The sequence below is a fragment of the Streptomyces sp. NPDC018263 genome, assembly GCF_055562575.1.
Genome location: NZ_JBVHFA010000004.1, coordinates 275,844 through 295,423, shown reverse-complemented (window position 1 = coordinate 295,423; position 19,580 = coordinate 275,844). Strand labels below are relative to the sequence as shown.

Here is a 19,580-nt window from a genome sequence, read left to right as displayed (position 1 = left end):
CGAAGGACGAACCGTGGCAGCAGCCGAGCGCATCGTCATCGAGAACTGCGCGATCGCCACCGTGGACGCCGACGACACCGAGTACGCCACGGGGCACGTCGTCCTCGCGGGCGACCGGATCGAAAGCGTGGGACCGGGCCCGGCCCCCGAGGGGCTCAGCAGGGTCACCCGCCGGATCGACGCCACCGGGCATCTGGCCACCCCCGGCCTGGTCAACACCCATCACCACTTCTACCAGTGGCTCACGCGGGGCCTGGCCACGGACCACAACCTCTTCGACTGGCTGACCGCCCTGTACCCGACCTGGGCGCGCATCGACGAGGACATGGTGTCCGCCGGTGCGCGGGGCTCGCTGGCGATGATGGCGCGGGGCGGGGTCACCACCGCGATGGACCACCACTACGTCTACCCGCGCGGCACCGGCGACCTGTCCGGCGCGATCGTGCGCGCCGCCCGCGACACCGGCGTCCGCTTCACCCTGGCCCGTGGCTCGATGGACCGGGGCGAGTCCGACGGCGGGCTGCCCCCCGACTTCGCGGTGGAGAGCCTGGAGGAGGCGCTGGCCGCCACCGAGGCCACCGTCCGTGAACACCACGACCCCGCCTTCGGCGCGCTGACCCAGGTAGCGGTCGCACCCTGCTCGCCCTTCTCCGTCTCCACCGAACTGATGAAGCAGGGCGCGGAGTTGGCGCGGCGGCTGGGGGTGCGGCTGCACACCCACGGCTCGGAGACGGTGGAGGAGGAGAAGTTCTGCCACGAGCTGTTCGGGATGGGCCCGACCGAGTACTTCGAGTCCACCGGCTGGCTCGGTGAGGACGTGTGGATGGCGCACTGCGTCCACATGAACGACTCCGACATCGCTGCCTTCGCCCGCACCGGCACGGGGGTCGCCCACTGTCCGTCCTCCAACGCCCGGCTGGCGGCGGGGATCGCACGGGTGCCGGACCTGCTGAAGGCGGGCGTCCCGGTCGGCCTCGGCGTGGACGGCACGGCCTCCAACGAGTCCGGCGAACTCCACACCGAACTCCGCAACGCCCTCCTGGTGGCCCGCCTCGGTCCGCACCGCGAGTCCGCGCTCACCACCCGCCAGGCCCTCCGCCTGGGCACCTACGGCGGCGCCCAGGTCCTGGGCCGGGCAGCGGAGATCGGCTCCCTGGAGCCCGGCAAGCTCGCCGACCTGGTCCTGTGGCGCATGGACACCCTGGCCCACGCCTCCATCGCCGACCCGGTGGCGGCCCTGGTGCTCGGCGCCCCGGCCCCGGTCACGGCCTCCTTCGTGGGCGGCCGGCAGATCGTGGCGGACGGCGGGCTGCTGCACGTGGACGAGGACGCGGTCGCCCGCGCCACGCGCGAGCAGGCGCGCCGGCTGGCGGGGGGCTGACGCGGGGGGTGTCTCCCGGATCAGGCCGGGGTGCCGGGGTCGCGGGGTCTGGCACGCACTTCCTGGTCGGCCGAGAGGCGCGCTCGGCCGGCGCCGGCCTGATCCGGGCGGCAGGCTCCAGGTCTCACACCCGGCGCGGGGACGCCAGCAGGTGGCGGGTTCTGGTGCGGGCCTCGGTGTACTCGCCGCACTGCCAGCCCGCCGCCTCCAGCGTGGCCGCGTACTCCCCGAGCGCCGGGCCGTGCACCGCTACCGCCTCCGGCTGCGGGGTCGCGCGGACGCGGTAGCCGGGGGCGTCCGCGTGCTCCGGTCGGTGGCCGGCCGCCTCCAGGGCGAGGGCGGCGGCGCGGACCAGGTGGGTGCGTTCCCAGCCGCAGGGGCGGTCGGTGGCGCTGTCGGGGTTGGTCATGCGGCGCAGTTCCATCAGGCCCTGCCAGGCGTCCCGCACCTCGCGCGCCCGGCTCGGGCCGGCCGGTGTCTCCTCCGCGCCGCCGACCCGCGCGGCGAAGACACCGCCGGGCTCGGCGGCGGGGGCGGGAGCGGGCTCCGGCCCGGCCTCGCGCAGCCGGTGGCCGGCCGGGGTCAGGAAGTGGTCGTGCGGCGGCCTGGGGTGCCGGAAGGCGAGCCCCAGCCGGACCAGCGCGGCGAGCTGGGCGTCCGTGCCCCGCAGCCGCCCGGTGCCGGGATCGGCGTCCTCGATGACGCGCCGCTGGGCGGCGGTGGCCGGTCGTGCCATCGCGGTGCTCCCTCCGGTCCGCTGCTGGTCCTCGAAGCGTACGGCCGGCCACTGACATCCCTCCTGCGGAGCTACTGCCGGTACCCGCTCAGGAAGCGGCCGATCCGGCCGATGGCCGCCTCCAGGTCGTCCGCGTGGGGGAGGGTGAGGATGCGGAAGTGGTCGGGGGCGGGCCAGTTGAAGCCGGTGCCCTGGACGACCTGGATCTTCTCGCGGAGCAGCAGGTCGAGGACGAACTTCTCGTCGTCGTGGATCTTGTGCACCTTGGGGTCGAGGCGCGGGAAGGCGTACAGCGCGCCCTTGGGGCGTACGCAGGAGACGCCGGGGATCTCGTTCAGCTTCTCCCAGGCCACGTTCCGCTGCTCGTACAGCCTGCCGCCGGGCGCGGTGAGTTCGTGGATGGACTGGCGGCCGCCGAGCGCGGCCTGGATGGCGTACTGGGCGGGCGCGTTGGGGCACAGCCGCATGGAGGCCAGCATGGTCAGGCCCTCCAGATAGCTCCTGGCGTGCTGCTTGGGCCCGGTGATCACCAGCCAGCCGGAGCGGAAGCCCGCCACCCGGTAGGTCTTGGACAGGCCGCAGAAGGTGAGGACGACCAGGTCGGGGGCGAGGGCGGCGGCCGAGTGGTGGACGGCGTCGTCGTAGAGGATCTGGTCGTAGATCTCGTCCGCGAACACCATCAGCCCGTGGCGGCGGGCCAGGTCGAGGATGCCCTCGACGACCTCCTTCGGATACACCGCGCCGGTCGGGTTGTTGGGGTTGATGATGACCACGGCCTTGGTGCGGTCGGTGATCTTCGACGCCATGTCGGCCAGGTCGGGCGCCCAGTCGGACTGCTCGTCGCACAGGTAATGAATCGCTCGGCCGCCGGCCAGCGTGGTGACCGCTGTCCAGAGCGGGAAGTCCGGCGCGGGGATGAGGACTTCGTCCCCGTCCTCCACCAGCGCGGTCACGGCCATGGACACCAGCTCGGAGACGCCGTTGCCCAGGAACACGTCGTCGACGTCCACCTCCAGGCCGAGGGTCTGGTAGCGCTGGGCCACCGCGCGGCGGGCCGAGAGGACACCGCGCGAGTCGGTGTAGCCGTGGGCGCGGGGGAGCATCCGGATCATGTCCTGGGTGATCTCCTCCGGCGCCTCGAAACCGAAGAGCGCCGGGTTGCCGGTGTTCAGGCGCAGCACGCTGTGCCCCGCCTCCTCCAGCGCGTCCGCGTGCTGGATCACCGGACCGCGGATCTCGTAGCAGACCTCGCTGAGCTTGTTCGACTGCCGGAACTCCATGCGCCGCTACCCCTCCGCCAACTGGTGTTGCTTGGTTTTACCAAGTGGGAGCTTGGAAAGTCCAACAACATGTCTAGACTGCGTCGCATGCCACCTCGCCGACGCTACGACCAGTACTGCTCCGCGGCCCGCGCCCTCGACCTCGTCGGGGACCGCTGGACCCTGCTGATCGTCCGGGAGTTGCTGGCCGGCCCTCGCCGGTACACCGACCTGCACGCGGACCTCCCCGGCGTGAGCACGGACGTACTCGCCTCCCGGCTCAAGGACATGGAGCGCGACGGACTCACCGCCCGCCGGAAGCTGCCCCCGCCCGGCGCGGCCTATGTGTACGAACTCACCCCGCGCGGCCGCGACTTGCTGCCCGTACTGCATGCCCTGGGGGAGTGGGGGAGCCCCGAGCTGGCGGAGCTGCGGCCCACCGACGCGGTGCGCGCCCACTGGTCGGCACTGCCGCTGCTGGCGGCGCTGGATACGGCCGAAGCCGGGGCCGGAGTGGCCGAAGTCGTCACGGAGGACGGCGAGTTCCATCTGTACGTCGGCGCGGAGAGCGGGCCGGTGTTCGGGCACGGTCCGGCGCCGGGGGTGGCGGACGCCCGGCTGGTGATGGACGCGGCGACCTGCGCGGAGGTGTGCCGGGGCGAGATGGGGATCGCGGACGCGGTGCGGTCGGGGCGGGTCACGGTGACTGGTGACGGGCCCCTCGCCAAGGAGTTGCTGAAATGACGAAGGCCCGCCGTTTCGGCGGGCCTTCGTCCGGGTCAGGCGCCCGGTGGGACGTAGGCCGGGCGGCCCCGGCCCCGGGTCAGCGCGTAACCGCCGATGCCCGCGAGTGCGGCCAGGACGCCGCCGACGGCAGTCCACACCCAGCGGCTGGACCACCAGTGCGAGGACCAGCCGTCGTCCGGCTCGATCGCGGAGAGCACGGCCAGCTTCGCACCGTCCTTCTCCGCCTCGGACTCGACCGCGATACCGGGGACGAGCGGCTTGCCCAGCGAGCCGTCCACGGCGGCGGCACCGCCGATGTTCTCGGAGTCCGCGCGGACTTCGGCCCGCACCGGCAGACCGAGGTCCGCCGGGCCGAGGTTCAGCACGGTCAGCCGGACGTAGTAGGTGCCGGGCAGCGGGTCGTTGGCCCACGGCTCGGACCAGGCGCGCACCGTGCGCAGCACGCAGGCCAGTTCGACCGTGGCCGTGCCCTGCTCGGCGGTGCGGGTGGCGGCCCCGTACTGGCAGGACTGGTGGCGGCGCAGGCCGTCGTACACGTCGAGCTGCCAGGTCTGCGCGGCGTGCGAGGCCGGCAGCTTCACCGTCGCCCTGACGGTCGGGCGCTGGCCGGTGTCGGCCGGGAACGACCAGTACAGGTAGTCACCGGTGGACGCGGAGGCGGTGGCGGTCTGCCCCTGGTCCATCTCGGCCGCCGTACGGAACGACGTGCCCGCCTGGGTGGGGGCCTTGGCGTCCGCCGAGGCGCTCGGGGAGGGGGAGGAGTCGGCCGCCGCGGGGGCGGCGGCCAGGCCCAGCGCCAGCAGGGCCCCGCTCAGCACACGTGTCGCACGCATCAGTTCGTCCTCCAGACAGCGACCCGCCAGCGGGACAGCCAGCCCCACAGCAGACCCGCGACGAAACCGGTCAGCACCAGCGCGGCCAGCAGCCACCAGCCCCGGCCGAGGCCGAAGGAGGCCACGTCGGAGGAGGCGGAAGGACCGTCCACCACGTCGACCGTCAGCTCCAGCGGCATGCCCGGCGTGGTCTTCACACCGGGGGCGGCCGAGAAGGAGTTGGTGACCTGGAGACACACCGTCTCCGGGGTCGCGTCGTCATCGTCGGACTCGGGCCTGGGGTAGCGCAGGCCGGCGGAGACGGTGTCGGTCCGGCCGGTGCCGGCGGCCTCGCCGCGTACGATCTCACGGCCCTGCTGGGTCACCGCCCGCAGCAGCACACCGTAGTTGGGGCTCGTGGCGCGGTCGTCGGCCACGCTCACCGAGGCGCGCAGCTCCTGGCCCGGCTGGACGTCGACCTTGTACCAGCGCTGCTTGCCGAACTCCTCGCGGTCGGTGAACAGACCGGACTTGAGCGCGGGGGCCCCGGCACACGCGTCGGCGCCCTCGGTGGCCACCGGCGTCACCACCGGATCGGCGGCCCGCTCGACCAACTGGCCGACCCGGTCCGTCAGTTCCTCCTTGTGCTGCACGGAGGTGTACGTGCCGCCGGTGGCGTCCGCGATGCAGCTCAACTGGTCGCGGGTCTTGGCGTCCGGCACCAGGCCCAGGGTGTCGATGGTCAGGCCGATGCCCTTGGCGGCTATCTCGCGCGCCACCTCGCACGGGTCGAGGGGCTGGCAGGTGTCCTGGCCGTCGCTGATCAGGACGATCCGGCGGGTGCCGTCACCGTTCCCGAAGTCGTCGGCCGCCTTCAGCAGCGCCGGACCGATGGGGGTCCAGCCGGTCGGTGCCAGGGTGGCCACGGCGGTCTTCGCCTCGGTGCGGTCCAGCGGGCCCACGGGGTAGAGCCGCTCGGTGTCCTTGCAGCCCTCCTGGCGTTCGTTGCCGCGGTAGTTGGCGCCCAGGGTGCGGATGCCCAGCTCCACCTCCTCGGGCGTCGCGTCGAGCACCTCGTTGAACGCCTGCTTGGCCGCGGCCATCCGGGTGCCGCCGTCGATGTCCCGCGCCCGCATGGAACCGCTGACATCCAGGACGAGTTCGACCTTCGGAGCGGGCTGCGGCTCGGTCTCGTCCGCTGCGGCCCCGCCGGGACACGCGATCCCGGCCGCCAGGGCGGCGAGCAGGGCGCAGACGCCCGCCGCCAGCCGTTGTCTTCTGATCATCGGCGGATCTTATTGATCGTAGGTGTCGGGCTCCAAAACGAACGGGCCGGGAAGCTCCGTCCACAGGTCGCCAGGTGTCTCCGGGGGCAGCCTCATCAGCGTCAACGCCTTTACAGGCAGCGGATTTTCACACAGCGCGGCGAGGTCGGGCGTACGGGGCAGATCCGGCAGCGCGGCCCGCAGCGCGGCACCCAGCATCGGGCCCGAACCGGCCGTCGCGGCGAGCGCACCCCCGACCAGCGAGCCGAACAGCTTACGGCGCAGGGCGAGTTCGTCGTCAGTGACCAGGCGTCCCGTCAACTCACGTGCGGATATGCCGTGTCGGGCCAGCCGGGCCGGGCTCACCCGGATGTCGGCCAGGTCGCGGTAGATCAGCCGCAGCGGGGTGTCGTCCGGCGCGAGCACCACCAGGAGGTTCTGGCCGTGCGCCTCCAGCGCGACCCCGAGGTCCAGCAGGCGCAGGCCCGCCGTGAGCGCCAGCCGGGTGAACGCGGCCAGCCAGACCGGCGATGCGGGCAGTGCGGTGGTGGCCAGCGCCGCCACCGGCAGCACCCGTTCGCCCGGAGCCAGGTACGTCTCGGGCGACTCGCGCAGCAGCACCGCGAGGTCCGGCGAGTGGGCGGTGGCCGCGCCGAGCGTGTGCGTGACCTCCAGCAGCCCGTCCATCCGCCCGACCACCTCCGCCGCCAGCACCGACAACGCGGCGGACGCCTGGACCGAGTACGCGGAGATGTCCCGCACCGAGGAGGTCAGCCGGGCGCTCAGCGCGGTCTTCACATGCGGTCCGCCGGGCAACGCCAGTGTGCGCAGCGACATCAGCGGATGCGCCGCACGCCACGGCTCGGTGGTCCGCTTGAGCACATGTGCCGCCTGCCAGGGATGTACGGGCAGCAACAGGGCGTTGCGGGAACGGAGTTCGGCCGGCCACTCGCCCGACACCAGGCACTCGTCCACCGGTACCGCCACCGTGCCCAGCTCCACCACCGGCCGGTGCTCCGGCCCGTACGCCAACTGGTCGGCCACCGAGAAGCCGGGCCGGGAACGGCAGTTGGGGTGGAAGGGGTGCCCGTCCACCACCCGCTGCTCCCACTCCCAGTCCCGCTCCGGCCACCCCGCACCCGGCTCCGCCGCGTCGGCGCGGGACAGCGCGAGCGAGGCCACGCTGTTCGCCAACTCGGCGGCGAAAGCGGCCGCGTGCGGCACCGCGAGGTCGGTCATCAGCCGCGCGGGGTCCGCGTACCGCTCCCGGCCGAGACGGACCTCGGTGACCCGGTCGCCGGTGGCGTACGGGTCGGAGCGTGGGCCGTGCAGCGCGCGGCCGTCCGTCAGCCGTACCGTCAGCCCGTGCGCACCCGGCGTCCGGGACGCCACCCACGGCAGCGGTTCATGCGCCAGCGCCCGCCACAGCCGGGTCAGCACCGCCGCACGGGCTCCCGGCAGCGCGGCCGTGCAGCGGTCGCGCAGGGCGGGCCGTACGGCGGCCAGCTCCTCGGCGACCTCGGCCTCGGCGGTGGGGGAGTGGTACACGGTCGGCTCCTCGGGGACTGGCAGCTCAGGGCACGATTGTCGGATACCGCAGACTTACCTGGCACGGTCGGCCCCCCGGACCCGGCCACAGCACGACGAGAACGAGTGGAACGCGTGGACCTCAACCCCCCGACCGACGCCGCCCGGCGCGCCGACGCCTACGCCTCGGCGCCGCTGCTGAACTGCCTGCTGCGCGAGGTGGCCCGGCCGGTCCCGGACAGCGGGGACCGGCCCGTGTACCGGCTGCCCGGCACCGGCCGGCTGCTGCGGGTGCGCCCCGGCCGCCGCCCGGCCGACCCCGAGGTGCACGCGGACGGCGCCTGGCACCCGCTGACCCACGCCGAACTGGTCAAACTCGTCGCGGAGGAACTGCGCGCCCACACCGGCCTACCGGGCGACGACCTGCCCGCCGAGATGCTGGACAGCCGCGACACCGTCGCCGCCCTCCTCGCCGCCCGCGCCCGCACCCTCGCACCCGAGGACCCGTATCTGCGCTCCGAGCAGTCGCTGATCACCGGACATCCGCACCACCCGGCGCCCAAGGCGCGCGGTGGCGGCCCGGTCGCGTCCTGGCTGCCGTACGCCCCCGAGGCCCACGCCCGGTTCCCGCTGGTGCTGCTCGGGGTCCGCGCGGACCAGGTCGCCGAAGAGGGCGACACCAGCGCCCTGGACGCCCTCGGCACCGCACCGCCCGGCTACCGGCTGCTGCCCGCCCACCCCTGGCAGCTCGACCTCCTCGCCCGCGACCTCGCCCCCGCCTTCGCCGACCGGCGCCTGATCCGGCTCGGCACCACCGAGTCCGTGGTCTGGCCGACGGCGGCCGTGCGCACGGTGTACGAGCCCGGCCGCGACCTGTTCCTCAAGTTCAGCCTGGACGTCCGGATCACCAACGACATCCGCCGGCTGTGGCGCCACGACCTGGCCAAGCTCGACCGCACCGACACCGCGGCCCGCGAAGCCTTCGCCGCGATGGGACCGCCCGCCGCCTGGCTGAGCGACCGGGGCTACCGCACCGCCGCCTTCGCCTTCGAGGAACTCGCCGTCCTGGTCCGCGACGGCCTGCGCGGCCACCTCCTGCCCGGCGCCACACCGCTGCTCGCGGCCGGGCTCGCGGAGGGCTTCGACGGCAGCCCGCTCGCCGCCGCGCCCGATCCGGACGCCTGGTGGGCCACGTATCTGCGCCAGGTCGTCCCGCCCGCGCTCCGCGCCTTCGACCAGCACGGGGTGGTGCTGGAGGCGCACCTCCAGAACACCCTGGTCGCCGTCGACGCCGCCGGAATGCCCGTGCAGGCCCTGTTCCGCGACGCCGAGGGCGCCAAGCTGCTGTCCGACGTGAGCCGCGAGGCCGGGTGGGAGCGGCTGGTGTACTGCCTGCTCGTCAACCACCTCGGCGAGATCGCCGCCGCCCTCGCCGAGGCCCACCCCGGCCTGGACCCCTGGCCGGCCCTCCGCGCCGAGCTGTCCCGCCATCCGCTCCCGGAGATACCGGCCCTGCTCACCGCGCCCGCCCTGCCCGGCAAGACCAACCTCCTGCTCCGCTGGACCGGCGCGGACGGGGCGGCCGCCCGCTACCTGCCGCTGCCGAACCCGCTGCGCGAGGGCGACGGCGGGTGACGGGGGTCAGCAGGGGGTGACCGGCGCCGTCGCGCCTGGCCGCTGTTCGGACGGGGAACGTCGAACCCCGGGCAGAGCGGCCGGGTCCTTTCCAGGGCCGGGAGCGGGCTTTCGCCATCGCATAACCTGGGTGAATGCTGACCGAGGTCACCGCAACCCGCTACATCGAGCCCCTGCGCACCGGCGGCTCCGTACCCGCGGTCGTCGAGGCCGACGACCTGGGTACCTACGTCGTCAAGTTCACCGGGTCCGCGCAGGGCCGCAAGGCGCTCGTCGCCGAGGTGATCGTCGGCGAGCTGGCCCGCGCCCTGGGCCTGCGCTTCCCCGAGCTGGTGCTCGTGCACTTCGACCCCGCCGTGGCCGCCGACGAGCCGCACCAGGAGGTGCGCGATCTGCACGGCGCCAGCGCGGGCGTCAACCTCGGCATGGACCTGCTGCCGGGCGCCCGCGACCTCACCCCCGAGCTGGCCCGGCACTTCCCGGTGGACCCGCTGGAGGCCGGCCGGATCGTCTGGCTGGACGCCCTCACCGCCAACGTGGACCGCACCGTCCACAGCTCCAACCTCATGGTCTGGCCGACCCTCGGCGTCGCGCCCCCGCGGCTGTGGCTCATCGACCACGGCGCCGCCCTCGTCTTCCACCACCGCTGGGACACCACGAACCCCGGCCGCAAGTACGACTTCCGCCACCACGCGCTCGGCCAGTACGGCCCCGACGTGCGCGCCGCCGACGCCGAGCTGGCGCCCAGGGTCACCGAGGAGCTGCTGCGCGGCATCCTCGCCGAGGTGCCCGACGCCTGGCTCGCCGACGATCCCTCCTTCGCCACCCCGGACGAGGCCCGTGCCGCCTACGTCGAGCATCTGCTGGCCCGCGCCCGGCTCTCCGCCGAGTGGCTGCCCACCGACTTCCCCGACCGCGCGGAACTCGCCGCCGAGGAGGCCGCCCGTGCCGAGCGGTCCCAGCGGGGACGGCCGGACTGGCTCAAGCGGGTCCCCGACCTGCACGGACGACCGGCGGCGGAACAGGACTGGTCGGTACACCTGGGATGAAGGGATCTTCGTGAGTCACCGAGTCGAGATCGAGTACTGCACCCAGTGCCGCTGGCTGCCCCGCGCGGCCTGGCTGGCGCAGGAGCTGCTCACCACCTTCGAGACCGAGCTGGAGGCGCTCGCGCTCAAGCCCGGCACCGGCGGCGTCTTCGTCGTCCGGGTGGACGGCGAGCCGGTCTGGGACCGCCGTGAGCAGGGCTTTCCCGAGCCCACGGCGGTCAAGCGGCTGGTGCGGGACCGGGTGGCGCCAAAGCGGTCGCTCGGTCACTCCGACAAGCCCGCTCACTCCGAGAAGTGAGCGTGCTCAGCCGGTGAGGTGGCGGTAGGCCGGAAGAGTGAGGAAGTCGGCGTACTCCTCGTCCAGCGCCACCGTCAGCAGCAGGTCGTGCGCCTCCTGCCAGTGCCCGGCCGCGAACGCCTCGTCGCCGATCTCCGCCCGCACCCCCTCCAGTTCGGCCGCCGCCAGCCGGCGGGCCAGCTCGGGGGTGGCGCGCTCGCCGTTCTCGAACTCGACGCCCGCGTTGATCCACTGCCAGATCTGCGAGCGGGAGATCTCGGCGGTCGCCGCGTCCTCCATCAGGTTGAAGATGGCCACCGCGCCCAGCCCGCGCAGCCATGCCTCGATGTACCGGATGCCGACCTGCACCGCGTTGACCAGCCCGGCGTACGTCGGCTTCGCGTCCAGCGAGGCGATGTCGATCAGGTCGGCCGCCTCGACGTGGACGTCCTCGCGCAGCCGGTCCTTCTGGTGCGGGCGGTCGCCGAGCACCTTGTCGAAGGACTCCATGGCGATCGGCACCAGGTCCGGGTGGGCCACCCAGGAGCCGTCGAAGCCGTCGGCCGCCTCGCGGTCCTTGTCCGCCCGCACCTTCTCGAACGCCACCTTGTTGACCTCGGCGTCCTTGCGGGACGGAATGAAGGCCGCCATCCCGCCGATCGCGTGCGCGCCCCGCTTGTGGCAGGTGCGGACGAGGAGTTCGGTGTACGCGCGCATGAACGGCGCCGTCATCGTGACCAGGTTGCGGTCGGGCAGTACGAACTCCGGTCCGCCGTCGCGGAAGTTCTTCACGATGGAGAACAGGTAGTCCCAGCGTCCCGCGTTCAACCCGGAGGCGTGGTCCCGGAGTTCGTAGAGGATCTCCTCCATCTCGTACGCGGCCGTGATCGTCTCGATCAGTACGGTGGCCCGTACGGTGCCCTGGGGGATGCCGAGTCGGTCCTGGGCGAAGACGAACACGTCGTTCCACAGGCGGGCTTCGAGGTGGGACTCGGTCTTCGGCAGGTAGAAGTACGGGCCCTTGCCCAGCTCCAGCAGGCGGGCGGCGTTGTGGAAGAAGTACAGGCCGAAATCGACCAGGGCGCCCGGGATCGGCTCCCCGTCGGCGCCCTTGAGGTGCCGTTCGTCCAGGTGCCAGCCGCGCGGCCGCATCACGACCGTCGCCAGTTCCTCCTGCGGGCGCAGCGCGTACGACTTGCCGGTGCGGGCGTCGGTGAAGTCGACCCGGCCGGCGTAGGCGTCGGTCAGGTTGAGCTGGCCGAGGATGACGTTCTCCCAGGTGGGGGAGGAGGCGTCCTCGAAGTCGGCGAGCCAGACCCTGGCGCCGGAGTTGAGGGCGTTCACCGTCATCTTGCGGTCGGCCGGGCCGGTGATCTCCACCCGGCGGTCCTCCAGCGCGGGCGGCGCGGGGGCCACCCGCCAGGAGTCGTCGGCCCGCACGCCGGCCGTCTCGGGCAGGAAGTCCAGCGTGCCGGTACGGGCGATCTCGGCGCGGCGCTCGGTGCGGCGGGCGAGGAGTTCGTTCCGGCGCGGGGTGAACCGCCGGTGCAGCTCCGCGAGGAAGTCCAGCGCCGGGCCGGTGAGGACCTCCTCCTGGCGGGGGAGCGGCTCGGCGTCGACGACGACCGGCGGGGACGCGGGTGCGGACATGAGCGGGTCACTTCCTCCGTGGCGGGCTGGTCGGACTGGGCAGCGTAATTTCCTGATCGCCGAACCTCAATGGGCCCCGCCGGGGCGCAGCCTGCCGAGGTCTTCCCTGGTGTCGATGTCGTACGGCTCGGCCACGTCCCCGCACTCCACGAGCCGGATCTGCGCGGAGTGCCGTCGCAGATACTCCCGCGCCCCCTGATCGCCCCGCGCCGTTTCGATCACCCCGGCCCAGTGGGCGGCCCCCAGCAGCACCGGATGCCCGCGCCTCCCGGCGTACGCGGCCGACACGAGGGAGGTCTCGCCGGTGAAGGCACCCAGCACCCGCGCGTACGCCTCCGGCCCGATGCCCGGCTGATCGACGAGGCTCACGAGAGCGCCGCGCGCATCCGTGCCGGCGAGGGAGCGCAGCCCGGCCCGCAGCGAGGACCCCATCCCCTCGTCCCAGCGGGGGTTGTCCACGAGTACGCATCCACTCAACTCCGCTTGTGCACGCACCTCTTCGGCCCCCGCACCGAGCACCACGTGTACGGGTGCACACCCGGCCTCCCGTAGCGCACCGGCGGCCCGCTCCACCAACAGCACCCCGTCCTGCCGCAACAACGCCTTGGGCCGCCCCCCGAGCCTCCGCCCCCCTCCGGCGGCGAGCAGCAGCCCGGCGACTTGGGGGTGGTGGGGGGCTCGGTCGACTGTCATGGGACCAGCATGCCGGGACGCCGGCAGGCACGGGGGCTTCTGGCGAGGCCGCTGGCCACCCGCGTGCCGAGACGGTCAGTCCGGTGCGGGACGGGTTGGGGCGACCGGCTTCAGCGGCAGGCCCGCGTACGCGGACGGAGTCCCAGCTCCGGCGTCCGGCCGAGGTCTCCGCGCGGGGCGGAGCCGGGAGTGCCCTTTGACGGCAGGGCTGGGCACGCAGGTGCGGGGGAGTTCGGTGCGGGGCGGCTGCTGCCTTCGAGGGCAGGTCCGCGTACGGGGGCGGCGCCGAGGTCTCCGCGGGTGGTGGAGCCGGAGCCCCCTTCGGCGGCGGGCCGGCGGGTGCGGACGGCGTCCCAGTTCCGGTGTCGGTTCGAAAATATCCGCGCGGGCGGAGCCGGTAGCGCCCTTCGGCGTCAGGGCCGGGCGCGTAGGCGCGCCGGCCGGCCTGCCCGGCCGTCCCGGCCCGCTCGGCCTGCCCCGTGCGTCCCGGCCCGCAGGGCCAGGGGCGGGGCTGGCGTGACGTGCGGCAACCCCTGGGGCCGACCCCCGTGAACACCCCCTCGTCCGCCAAGGCCCCACGGCCCCAGCGGCTGGCACCCTTGACTCGTGGTGGAGCGGCCCGCGAGACTCCTTCAACAGAACGTTGAAGTCCGTTACGTGGGTGTTAATACCGTTTCCTGGGCGTGAACGGCTGAGAGGGGTTCGGGTGTCCGGCGACAGCGAGCTGGCGTTGCGTTCCACGCGGGTCGTCACCCCGGAGGGGGTGCGGGCCGCGACGGTCACTGTCGTCGGCGGCGCGATCGAGGCCGTGCTGCCGTACGAGGCGGAGGTCCGGGCCGTCGACCTGGGGGACGACGCGCTGCTGCCCGGGCTGGTCGACACGCACGTGCACGTCAACGATCCGGGCAGGGCCGAGTGGGAGGGCTTCTGGACGGCGACCCGCGCCGCGGCGGCCGGGGGCATCACCACCCTCGTCGACATGCCGCTGAACTCCCTGCCGCCGACCACCACGGTCGACCACCTGCGGATCAAGAGGGAGGCGGCGCAGGGCCGGACCCACGTCGACGTCGGCTTCTGGGGTGGCGCGCTGCCCGGCAACGTCAAGGACCTGCGCCCGTTGCACGAGGCCGGGGTGTTCGGCTTCAAGGCGTTCCTCTCACCGTCCGGCGTGGACGAGTTCCCGCACCTGGACAGCGCCCAACTGGCCTGCTCGCTGGGCGAGATCGCCGGTTTCGACGGCCTGCTGATCGTGCACGCCGAGGACCCCTCCCACCTCACGGACGCCCCCGCCGGACCGGCGTACGCGGGCTTCCTCGCCTCCCGCCCGCACGCGGCGGAGACGGATGCCATCGCTCAACTGCTGCATCTGGCAAAGAAGTCGAACGCCCGCGTACACGTACTCCACCTCTCCTCCGCCGCCGCGCTCCCCCTCATCGCCGCCGCCCGCGCCGACGGAGTCCGCGTCACCGTGGAGACCTGCCCGCACTACCTCACCCTGAGCGCCGAGGAAGTCCCGGACGGGGCAAGTGAGTTCAAGTGCTGCCCGCCCATCCGCGAGGCCGCCAACCGGGACCTGCTCTGGCAGGCGCTCGCCGACGGCACCATCGACTGCGTCGTCACCGACCACTCGCCCTCCACCGCCGACCTCAAGACACCGGACTTCGCCACCGCCTGGGGTGGTATCTCCGGCCTCCAGCTCAGCCTCCCGGCGATCTGGACCGAGGCACGCGAGCGCGGGCACCGACTGACCGACGTGGTCCGGTGGATGTCCGCCCGTACAGCCGCCCTCGCCGGGCTCGACCGCAAGGGCGCCATCGCGCCGGGCCACGACGCGGACTTCGCCGTGCTCGCCCCGGAGGACACCTTCACCGTCGACCCGGCCCGCCTCCAGCACCGCAACCCGGTCACCGCGTACGCCGGCAAGACCCTGCACGGCGTGGTGAAGTCCACCTGGCTGCGCGGCCGACAGGTGTACAGCGAGGGCGAGTTCACCGAGCCGAAGGGCCGCTTGCTCACCCGTACCGGCTGACCCGCCCGCCCCCCGCCGAAAGGACCCCCGATCACCGTGACGGCGCAGCAACCCTCCACCCCGCCCCGCTTCACCGGCGACGCGGCTCCCTACGGCGGCGGTGACCCCTACGCGGACTACCGCACCGCCGACTTCCCCTTCGTCCACGCCCACCCCGACCTCGCCGACCGGCGTCTGGGGGCCGGGGTGATCGCCGCGAACGACGAGTTCTTCGCGGAGCGGGAGAACCTGCTGCTGCCCCACCGCGCCGAGTTCGAGCCCGGCCGCTTCGGTCACAAGGGCAAGGTCATGGACGGCTGGGAGACCCGCCGCCGGCGCGGCACGAGCGCCGAGGACCCCTGGCCCGGCGCCGACGACCACGACTGGGCGCTGATCCGCCTCGGCACGCCCGGCGTGATCCGGGGGATCGTCGTCGACACCGCCCACTTCCGGGGCAACTATCCGCAGGCCGTCTCCGTCGAGGCCACGTCGGTGCCCGGCAACCCGTCCCCCGAGGACCTGCTCGGCGACGAGGTGAAGTGGACGACGCTCGTCCCGGTCACCCCGGTCGGCGGCCACGCGGCGAACGGCTTCCTGGTCTCCGCGCCCCAGCGCTTCACCCACCTCCGGCTGAACCAGCACCCGGACGGCGGGGTGGCCCGGCTGCGCGTGTACGGCGAGATCGTCCCGGACCCGGAGTGGCTGGCCACGCTCGGCACCTTCGACGTGGCCGCGCTGGAGAACGGCGGCCGGGCCGAGGACGCCTCCGACCGCTTCTACTCCCCGGCCGCCAACACCGTCCGGCCCGGCCGCTCCCAGCGGATGGACGACGGCTGGGAGACCCGGCGCCGCCGCGACCGGGGCCACGACTGGATCACGTACCGGCTGACCGAGCAGGCGCTGGTGCGCGCGGTGGAGATCGACACGGCGTATCTGAAGGGCAACAGCGCGGGCTGGGCGTCGGTGTCGGTGCGGGACGGCGAGAGCGGCGAGTGGACCGAGATCCTGCCGCGCACCCGCCTCCAGCCGGACACCAACCACCGCTTCCCGCTCCCGGCGCCGGCCGTCGGCACACACGCGCGCGTGGACATCCACCCGGACGGCGGGATCTCCCGGCTGCGCCTCTTCGGCTCCCTCACCGAGGCCGGGGCGAGCCGCCTGGCCGCGCGGTACCGGGAGCTGGACGGCTGAGGCGCCGGGGGACCGATGAGTTGCGGTCCGGCGCGGGGTCTGCACCGTTGACAGCACGACCCCGCACCCCGGAAGAAGGCACCTCATGGGCAAGCTCGTCTCCACCGTCTTCGTCTCGCTCGACGGCGTCTACCAGGCCCCCGGCGGCCCCGAGGAGGACACCAGCGGCGGCTTCGGCCAGGGCGGCTGGACCTTCCCGTACGCCGACGACGACTTCGGCGGCTTCGTCGACGAGAGCTTCCGCCGGGCCGGCGCCTTCCTCCTCGGGCGCCACACCTACGACATCTTCGCCGGCTACTGGCCGAAGGTGACCGACCCCGGCAACCCGGTCGCGGCCAAGCTGAACGCGCTGCCGAAGTACGTCGTCTCCGCGACCGTCGAGGACCCCGAGTGGGCCGGGACGACCGTGCTCTCCGGCGACCTCGGCAAGGAGGTCCGGGCACTGAAGGAGCGCACCGACGGCGAGGTCCAGATCCACGGCAGCGGGGCGCTGGTCCGCTCGCTGGTGAACCTGGGCCTGATCGACACCCTGCACCTGCTGACCTTCCCCGTCGTGCTGGGCGAGGGGCGCCGCCTGTTCGTGGAGGGCGCCGTCCCCACCCGCTTCCGGCACGCGGGCGGCACGGTCACCGGCAAGGGCGTCTCCATCCAGTCGTACGACCTCGACGGCCGCCCCGAGTACGGCTCCTTCTAGCCCGGTCGACGGGATGCCGACAGGGGCTCGAACGGCTCCTGTCGGGGGAGGTCAACTCCGCGAGAACTCATCGGACCTGCCGGGAAAATCCACTTCTCCGTCATTGACATGGACGCGTCTACGCGCGTCATCATGAATCCATGAGATTCCCCCCACGCACCACTCGCATCGGCGCTGCGGCGGCCCTCCTCTCCGCCCTCCTCGTCGGCGGCACCGTCTCCGCCGCCACCGCGGACGCGGCTACCGCCTCGGTCGGCAGCATCTGCTACGGCTCCCTGCCGTCGCAGGCGTACGACACCCTCGACCTCATCGCCCAGGGCGGCCCGTACCCGTACTCCCAGGACGGCGCCGTCTTCCAGAACCGCGAGGGCGTCCTCCCCGGCCAGTCCACCGGGTACTACCACGAGTACACGGTCATCACCCCCGGCGAGTCCACCCGCGGCGCCCGCCGCATCGTCACGGGCCAGCGGACCCAGGAGGACTACTACACCTCCGATCACTACGCCACGTTCGACCTCATCGACTACGGCTGCTGACCACTCCGTTCGACCCGCCCCGCGACTCTTCCCCCCACGCCAGGAGTCGCGGGGCGGGGCCGTGTCCGGGGGCGGCTCAGACGTAGGAGGACCGCACGCGGTCCGGAACCTCCGCCAGGGCCACCGCTCTTCGCTCGCGGCGCGAGATCTCGCACGCCTCCGCGATGCGCAGGGCCTGCAACGCCTGCCAGCCGTCGCAGGGGTTGGGGTGTTCGCCGCGGACGACGTCGACAAAGGTGCAGAGTTCCGACTCGTAGGCGGTGCCGAAGCGTTCGAGGAAGCCGGGCCAGGGCTTGTCGGCCGGGGGAGGGCCCGTCGGTTCGGTGGAGGCGATCGGGGTGCGGTCGTCCAACCCCACGACGACCGTGTCGAGTTCGCCGGACAGCTCCATGCGCACGTCGTAACCGGCGCCGTTGAGGCGGGTCGCGGTGGCCGTGGCGACGGTGCCGTCGTCCAGGGTGAGCAGGGCGGCGCCGGTGTCGACGTCGCGGGCCTCGCGGAACATCGGGGGACCGGCGTCGGAGCCGGTCGCGTAGACGTCGACCACCTCGCGGCCGGTGACCCAGCGCAGGATGTCGAAGTCGTGGATCAGGGTGTCCCGGAACAGGCCGCCGGACAGCGGCAGCCACTCGCGCGGGGGCGGGGACTGGTCGGAGGTCAGCGCGCGCACGGTGTGCAGCCGGCCGAGCCGGCCCGAGCGCACCGCCTCACGGGCGCCGGCGTATCCCGCGTCGAAGCGCCGCTGGAAGCCCATCTGGAGCACGGTGCCCGCCGCCGCGACCTCGGCGAGGGCGTGCAGGGTGCCGGGCAGGTCGAGCGCGATCGGCTTCTCGCAGAACACCGGCAGCCCGGAGCGGGCCGCGCGGCCGATCAGCTCCGCGTGCGCCGCCGTCGCCGTGGTGATCACCACCGCGTCCACGCCCCACTGGAAGACCTCGTCCACGCCCGGCGCCGCCGTCTCCCCGAGCCGGTGCGCCAGCTCCTGCGCGCGTAACGGATCGGAGTCCGTCAGGATCAGCGATCCGACCTCCCGGTGGCGGCTCAGCGTGTTGGCGTGGATGGCCCCGATACGGCCCGTCCCGATGACCCCGATGCGCATGAGGACACATTGAGGGGGAACAACGTGCACCTGTCAATCAATATGTCAGGACAACCGGACTTCACGACTTCCCGTCATCCGGGCACCGGACTACGCTCGGGCCCGTGCCGAAACCTGATGTGGACCCGACCGCGCCGCTCGGCCTCCGGGTGGACCGGAGCTCCCCGGTGCCGCTGTACTTCCAGCTCGCCCAGCAGTTGGAGGCCGCCATCGAGCGCGGCGCCCTCACTCCCGGCAGCCTGCTCGGCAACGAGATCGAGCTGGCCGCGCGGCTCGGCCTGTCCCGGCCCACCGTCCGCCAGGCCATCCAGTCCCTCGTCGACAAGGGGCTGCTGGTGCGCCGCCGGGGCGTCGGCACCCAGGTCGTGCACAGCCAGGTCAAGCGCCCGCTGGAGCTGAGCAGCCTCTACGACGACCTGGAGGCGGCCGGCCAGCGGCCCGCCACCAAGGTCCTGGTCAACACGGTCGTCCCGGCCACCGCCGAGATCGCCGCCGCGCTCGGCGTCACCGAGGGGGGCGACGTGCACCGCGTCGAGCGGCTGCGCCTCGCGCATGGCGAGCCGATGGCGTACCTGGTCAACCACCTGCCGCTCGGCCTGCTGGACCTCGACACCGCCCGGCTGGAGGCCACCGGCCTCTACCGGCTGATGCGCTCGGCCGGCATCACCCTGCACAGCGCCCGCCAGTCCATCGGCGCGCGCGGCGCCACCTCCGCCGAGGCCGACCGGCTCGCCGAGGCCGAGGGCGCCCCGCTGCTCACCATGAGCCGCGTCACGTTCGACGACACCGGCCGTGCGGTCGAGCACGGCGACCACACCTACCGTCCGGCCCGGTATTCCTTCGAGTTCCAGCTTCTCGTGCGCCCCTGAGCGGCCCTTCGCCGCGTCACATTGTCCGGACAAATACCCTGTCAGGTGTGCCCCGGACAGGTAACGAGTGTTCCGTGTGTTCGATACTGAAGTGTTTGCGCCAGAACACGGCGACCCAGAACACGGCAACACGGCAAGAAGGGGCACGGCCT

The 19,580-nt window shown here is 73.2% G+C and carries 18 protein-coding genes; 10 read left to right on the top strand and 8 right to left on the bottom strand.

The window, feature by feature from the left end:
- Nucleotides 1–13 precede the first annotated feature (13 nt).
- On the top strand, nucleotides 14–1,381 hold the full coding sequence (locus tag ACZ3HQ_RS13760) for an 8-oxoguanine deaminase (RefSeq protein ID WP_467510482.1): 1,368 nt from the start codon (nucleotides 14–16) through the stop codon (nucleotides 1,379–1,381).
- Between the two features lie 124 nt (nucleotides 1,382–1,505).
- On the opposite strand, the gene ACZ3HQ_RS13755 is transcribed toward ACZ3HQ_RS13760, so the two are convergent.
- Nucleotides 1,506–2,117 (bottom strand): hypothetical protein, encoded by a 612-nt coding sequence (locus tag ACZ3HQ_RS13755; RefSeq protein ID WP_467510480.1) that lies wholly within the window; start codon nucleotides 2,115–2,117, stop codon nucleotides 1,506–1,508.
- Nucleotides 2,118–2,188: 71 nt separating this feature from the next.
- Nucleotides 2,189–3,397 carry a pyridoxal phosphate-dependent aminotransferase gene (locus ACZ3HQ_RS13750; protein ID WP_467510478.1) on the bottom strand — a complete coding sequence of 403 codons (1,209 nt, stop codon included), beginning with the start codon at nucleotides 3,395–3,397 and terminating at the stop codon, nucleotides 2,189–2,191.
- An 87-nt stretch (nucleotides 3,398–3,484) separates the two neighbouring features.
- Here ACZ3HQ_RS13750 and ACZ3HQ_RS13745 point away from each other — a divergent pair, with 87 nt between their 5' ends.
- Nucleotides 3,485–4,120 (top strand): winged helix-turn-helix transcriptional regulator, encoded by a 636-nt coding sequence (locus ACZ3HQ_RS13745; RefSeq protein WP_467510476.1) that lies wholly within the window; start codon nucleotides 3,485–3,487, stop codon nucleotides 4,118–4,120.
- Nucleotides 4,121–4,155: 35 nt separating this feature from the next.
- On the opposite strand, the gene ACZ3HQ_RS13740 is transcribed toward ACZ3HQ_RS13745, so the two are convergent.
- From ACZ3HQ_RS13740 to ACZ3HQ_RS13730, 3 genes are read right to left on the bottom strand one after another with little or no spacing between them, the layout of a single operon-like run.
- Complete coding sequence (locus tag ACZ3HQ_RS13740; protein WP_467510474.1) at nucleotides 4,156–4,956, bottom strand: hypothetical protein; 801 nt, start codon at nucleotides 4,954–4,956, stop codon at nucleotides 4,156–4,158.
- Nucleotides 4,956–6,221 carry a VWA domain-containing protein gene (locus tag ACZ3HQ_RS13735; RefSeq protein ID WP_467510472.1) on the bottom strand — a complete coding sequence of 422 codons (1,266 nt, stop codon included), beginning with the start codon at nucleotides 6,219–6,221 and terminating at the stop codon, nucleotides 4,956–4,958. Before ACZ3HQ_RS13735 ends, ACZ3HQ_RS13740 begins: the two co-directional genes overlap by 1 nt.
- A gap of 9 nt (nucleotides 6,222–6,230) precedes the next feature.
- On the bottom strand, nucleotides 6,231–7,748 hold the full coding sequence (locus ACZ3HQ_RS13730) for an IucA/IucC family protein (protein ID WP_467510470.1): 1,518 nt from the start codon (nucleotides 7,746–7,748) through the stop codon (nucleotides 6,231–6,233).
- 105 nt (nucleotides 7,749–7,853) lie between these two features.
- Between ACZ3HQ_RS13730 and ACZ3HQ_RS13725 the strand changes: the two genes are divergently transcribed.
- From ACZ3HQ_RS13725 to ACZ3HQ_RS13715, 3 genes are all read left to right on the top strand, one after another.
- A complete protein-coding gene (locus ACZ3HQ_RS13725; protein ID WP_467510468.1) occupies nucleotides 7,854–9,362 on the top strand; it encodes an IucA/IucC family protein in 1,509 nt (502 codons plus the stop codon).
- A 134-nt stretch (nucleotides 9,363–9,496) separates the two neighbouring features.
- Nucleotides 9,497–10,411 carry a HipA family kinase gene (locus ACZ3HQ_RS13720; RefSeq protein ID WP_467510466.1) on the top strand — a complete coding sequence of 305 codons (915 nt, stop codon included), beginning with the start codon at nucleotides 9,497–9,499 and terminating at the stop codon, nucleotides 10,409–10,411.
- Nucleotides 10,412–10,421: 10 nt separating this feature from the next.
- Complete coding sequence (locus ACZ3HQ_RS13715; RefSeq protein ID WP_467510464.1) at nucleotides 10,422–10,709, top strand: Rdx family protein; 288 nt, start codon at nucleotides 10,422–10,424, stop codon at nucleotides 10,707–10,709.
- A 6-nt stretch (nucleotides 10,710–10,715) separates the two neighbouring features.
- Here ACZ3HQ_RS13715 and aceB read toward each other — a convergent pair whose 3' ends face one another.
- Nucleotides 10,716–12,338 carry a malate synthase A gene (gene aceB / locus ACZ3HQ_RS13710; protein WP_467510462.1) on the bottom strand — a complete coding sequence of 541 codons (1,623 nt, stop codon included), beginning with the start codon at nucleotides 12,336–12,338 and terminating at the stop codon, nucleotides 10,716–10,718.
- Between the two features lie 66 nt (nucleotides 12,339–12,404).
- On the bottom strand, nucleotides 12,405–13,031 hold the full coding sequence (locus ACZ3HQ_RS13705; protein WP_467510460.1) for a nucleotidyltransferase family protein: 627 nt from the start codon (nucleotides 13,029–13,031) through the stop codon (nucleotides 12,405–12,407).
- A gap of 706 nt (nucleotides 13,032–13,737) precedes the next feature.
- Here ACZ3HQ_RS13705 and allB point away from each other — a divergent pair.
- From allB to ACZ3HQ_RS13685, 4 genes are all read left to right on the top strand, one after another.
- Nucleotides 13,738–15,060: an allantoinase AllB gene (gene allB / locus ACZ3HQ_RS13700; RefSeq protein ID WP_467510458.1), complete on the top strand. Its 1,323-nt coding sequence runs from the start codon at nucleotides 13,738–13,740 to the stop codon at nucleotides 15,058–15,060.
- A gap of 30 nt (nucleotides 15,061–15,090) precedes the next feature.
- Nucleotides 15,091–16,230, top strand: a complete 1,140-nt coding sequence (gene alc / locus ACZ3HQ_RS13695; RefSeq protein ID WP_467511061.1) for an allantoicase — start codon at nucleotides 15,091–15,093, stop codon at nucleotides 16,228–16,230.
- An 85-nt stretch (nucleotides 16,231–16,315) separates the two neighbouring features.
- Complete coding sequence (locus ACZ3HQ_RS13690) at nucleotides 16,316–16,924, top strand: dihydrofolate reductase family protein (RefSeq protein WP_467510456.1); 609 nt, start codon at nucleotides 16,316–16,318, stop codon at nucleotides 16,922–16,924.
- Between the two features lie 140 nt (nucleotides 16,925–17,064).
- Nucleotides 17,065–17,460, top strand: a complete 396-nt coding sequence (locus ACZ3HQ_RS13685; protein WP_467510454.1) for a ribonuclease domain-containing protein — start codon at nucleotides 17,065–17,067, stop codon at nucleotides 17,458–17,460.
- A 76-nt stretch (nucleotides 17,461–17,536) separates the two neighbouring features.
- Here ACZ3HQ_RS13685 and ACZ3HQ_RS13680 read toward each other — a convergent pair whose 3' ends face one another.
- On the bottom strand, nucleotides 17,537–18,559 hold the full coding sequence (locus tag ACZ3HQ_RS13680) for a Gfo/Idh/MocA family protein (protein WP_467510452.1): 1,023 nt from the start codon (nucleotides 18,557–18,559) through the stop codon (nucleotides 17,537–17,539).
- 119 nt (nucleotides 18,560–18,678) lie between these two features.
- On the opposite strand from ACZ3HQ_RS13680, the gene ACZ3HQ_RS13675 reads away from it, so the two are divergent.
- Nucleotides 18,679–19,428, top strand: coding sequence for a GntR family transcriptional regulator (locus ACZ3HQ_RS13675; protein ID WP_467511059.1), 750 nt, complete (start codon nucleotides 18,679–18,681; stop codon nucleotides 19,426–19,428).
- Nucleotides 19,429–19,580: the final 152 nt, after the last annotated feature.

Bases quoted from the DNA above. Each gene is read 5' to 3' on its own strand.
- ACZ3HQ_RS13735 (WP_467510472.1), bottom strand. From the start codon at position 6,221: ATGATCAGAAGACAACGGCTGGCGGCGGGCGTCTGCGCCCTGCTCGCC.
- ACZ3HQ_RS13685 (WP_467510454.1), top strand. From the start codon at position 17,065: ATGAGATTCCCCCCACGCACCACTCGCATCGGCGCTGCGGCGGCCCTC.
- ACZ3HQ_RS13750 (WP_467510478.1), bottom strand. From the start codon at position 3,397: ATGGAGTTCCGGCAGTCGAACAAGCTCAGCGAGGTCTGCTACGAGATC.
- aceB (WP_467510462.1), bottom strand. From the start codon at position 12,338: ATGTCCGCACCCGCGTCCCCGCCGGTCGTCGTCGACGCCGAGCCGCTC.
- ACZ3HQ_RS13720 (WP_467510466.1), top strand. From the start codon at position 9,497: ATGCTGACCGAGGTCACCGCAACCCGCTACATCGAGCCCCTGCGCACC.
- ACZ3HQ_RS13740 (WP_467510474.1), bottom strand. From the start codon at position 4,956: ATGCGTGCGACACGTGTGCTGAGCGGGGCCCTGCTGGCGCTGGGCCTG.
- ACZ3HQ_RS13755 (WP_467510480.1), bottom strand. From the start codon at position 2,117: ATGGCACGACCGGCCACCGCCGCCCAGCGGCGCGTCATCGAGGACGCC.
- ACZ3HQ_RS13680 (WP_467510452.1), bottom strand. From the start codon at position 18,559: ATGCGCATCGGGGTCATCGGGACGGGCCGTATCGGGGCCATCCACGCC.
- ACZ3HQ_RS13705 (WP_467510460.1), bottom strand. From the start codon at position 13,031: ATGACAGTCGACCGAGCCCCCCACCACCCCCAAGTCGCCGGGCTGCTG.
- ACZ3HQ_RS13745 (WP_467510476.1), top strand. From the start codon at position 3,485: ATGCCACCTCGCCGACGCTACGACCAGTACTGCTCCGCGGCCCGCGCC.
- ACZ3HQ_RS13690 (WP_467510456.1), top strand. From the start codon at position 16,316: ATGGGCAAGCTCGTCTCCACCGTCTTCGTCTCGCTCGACGGCGTCTAC.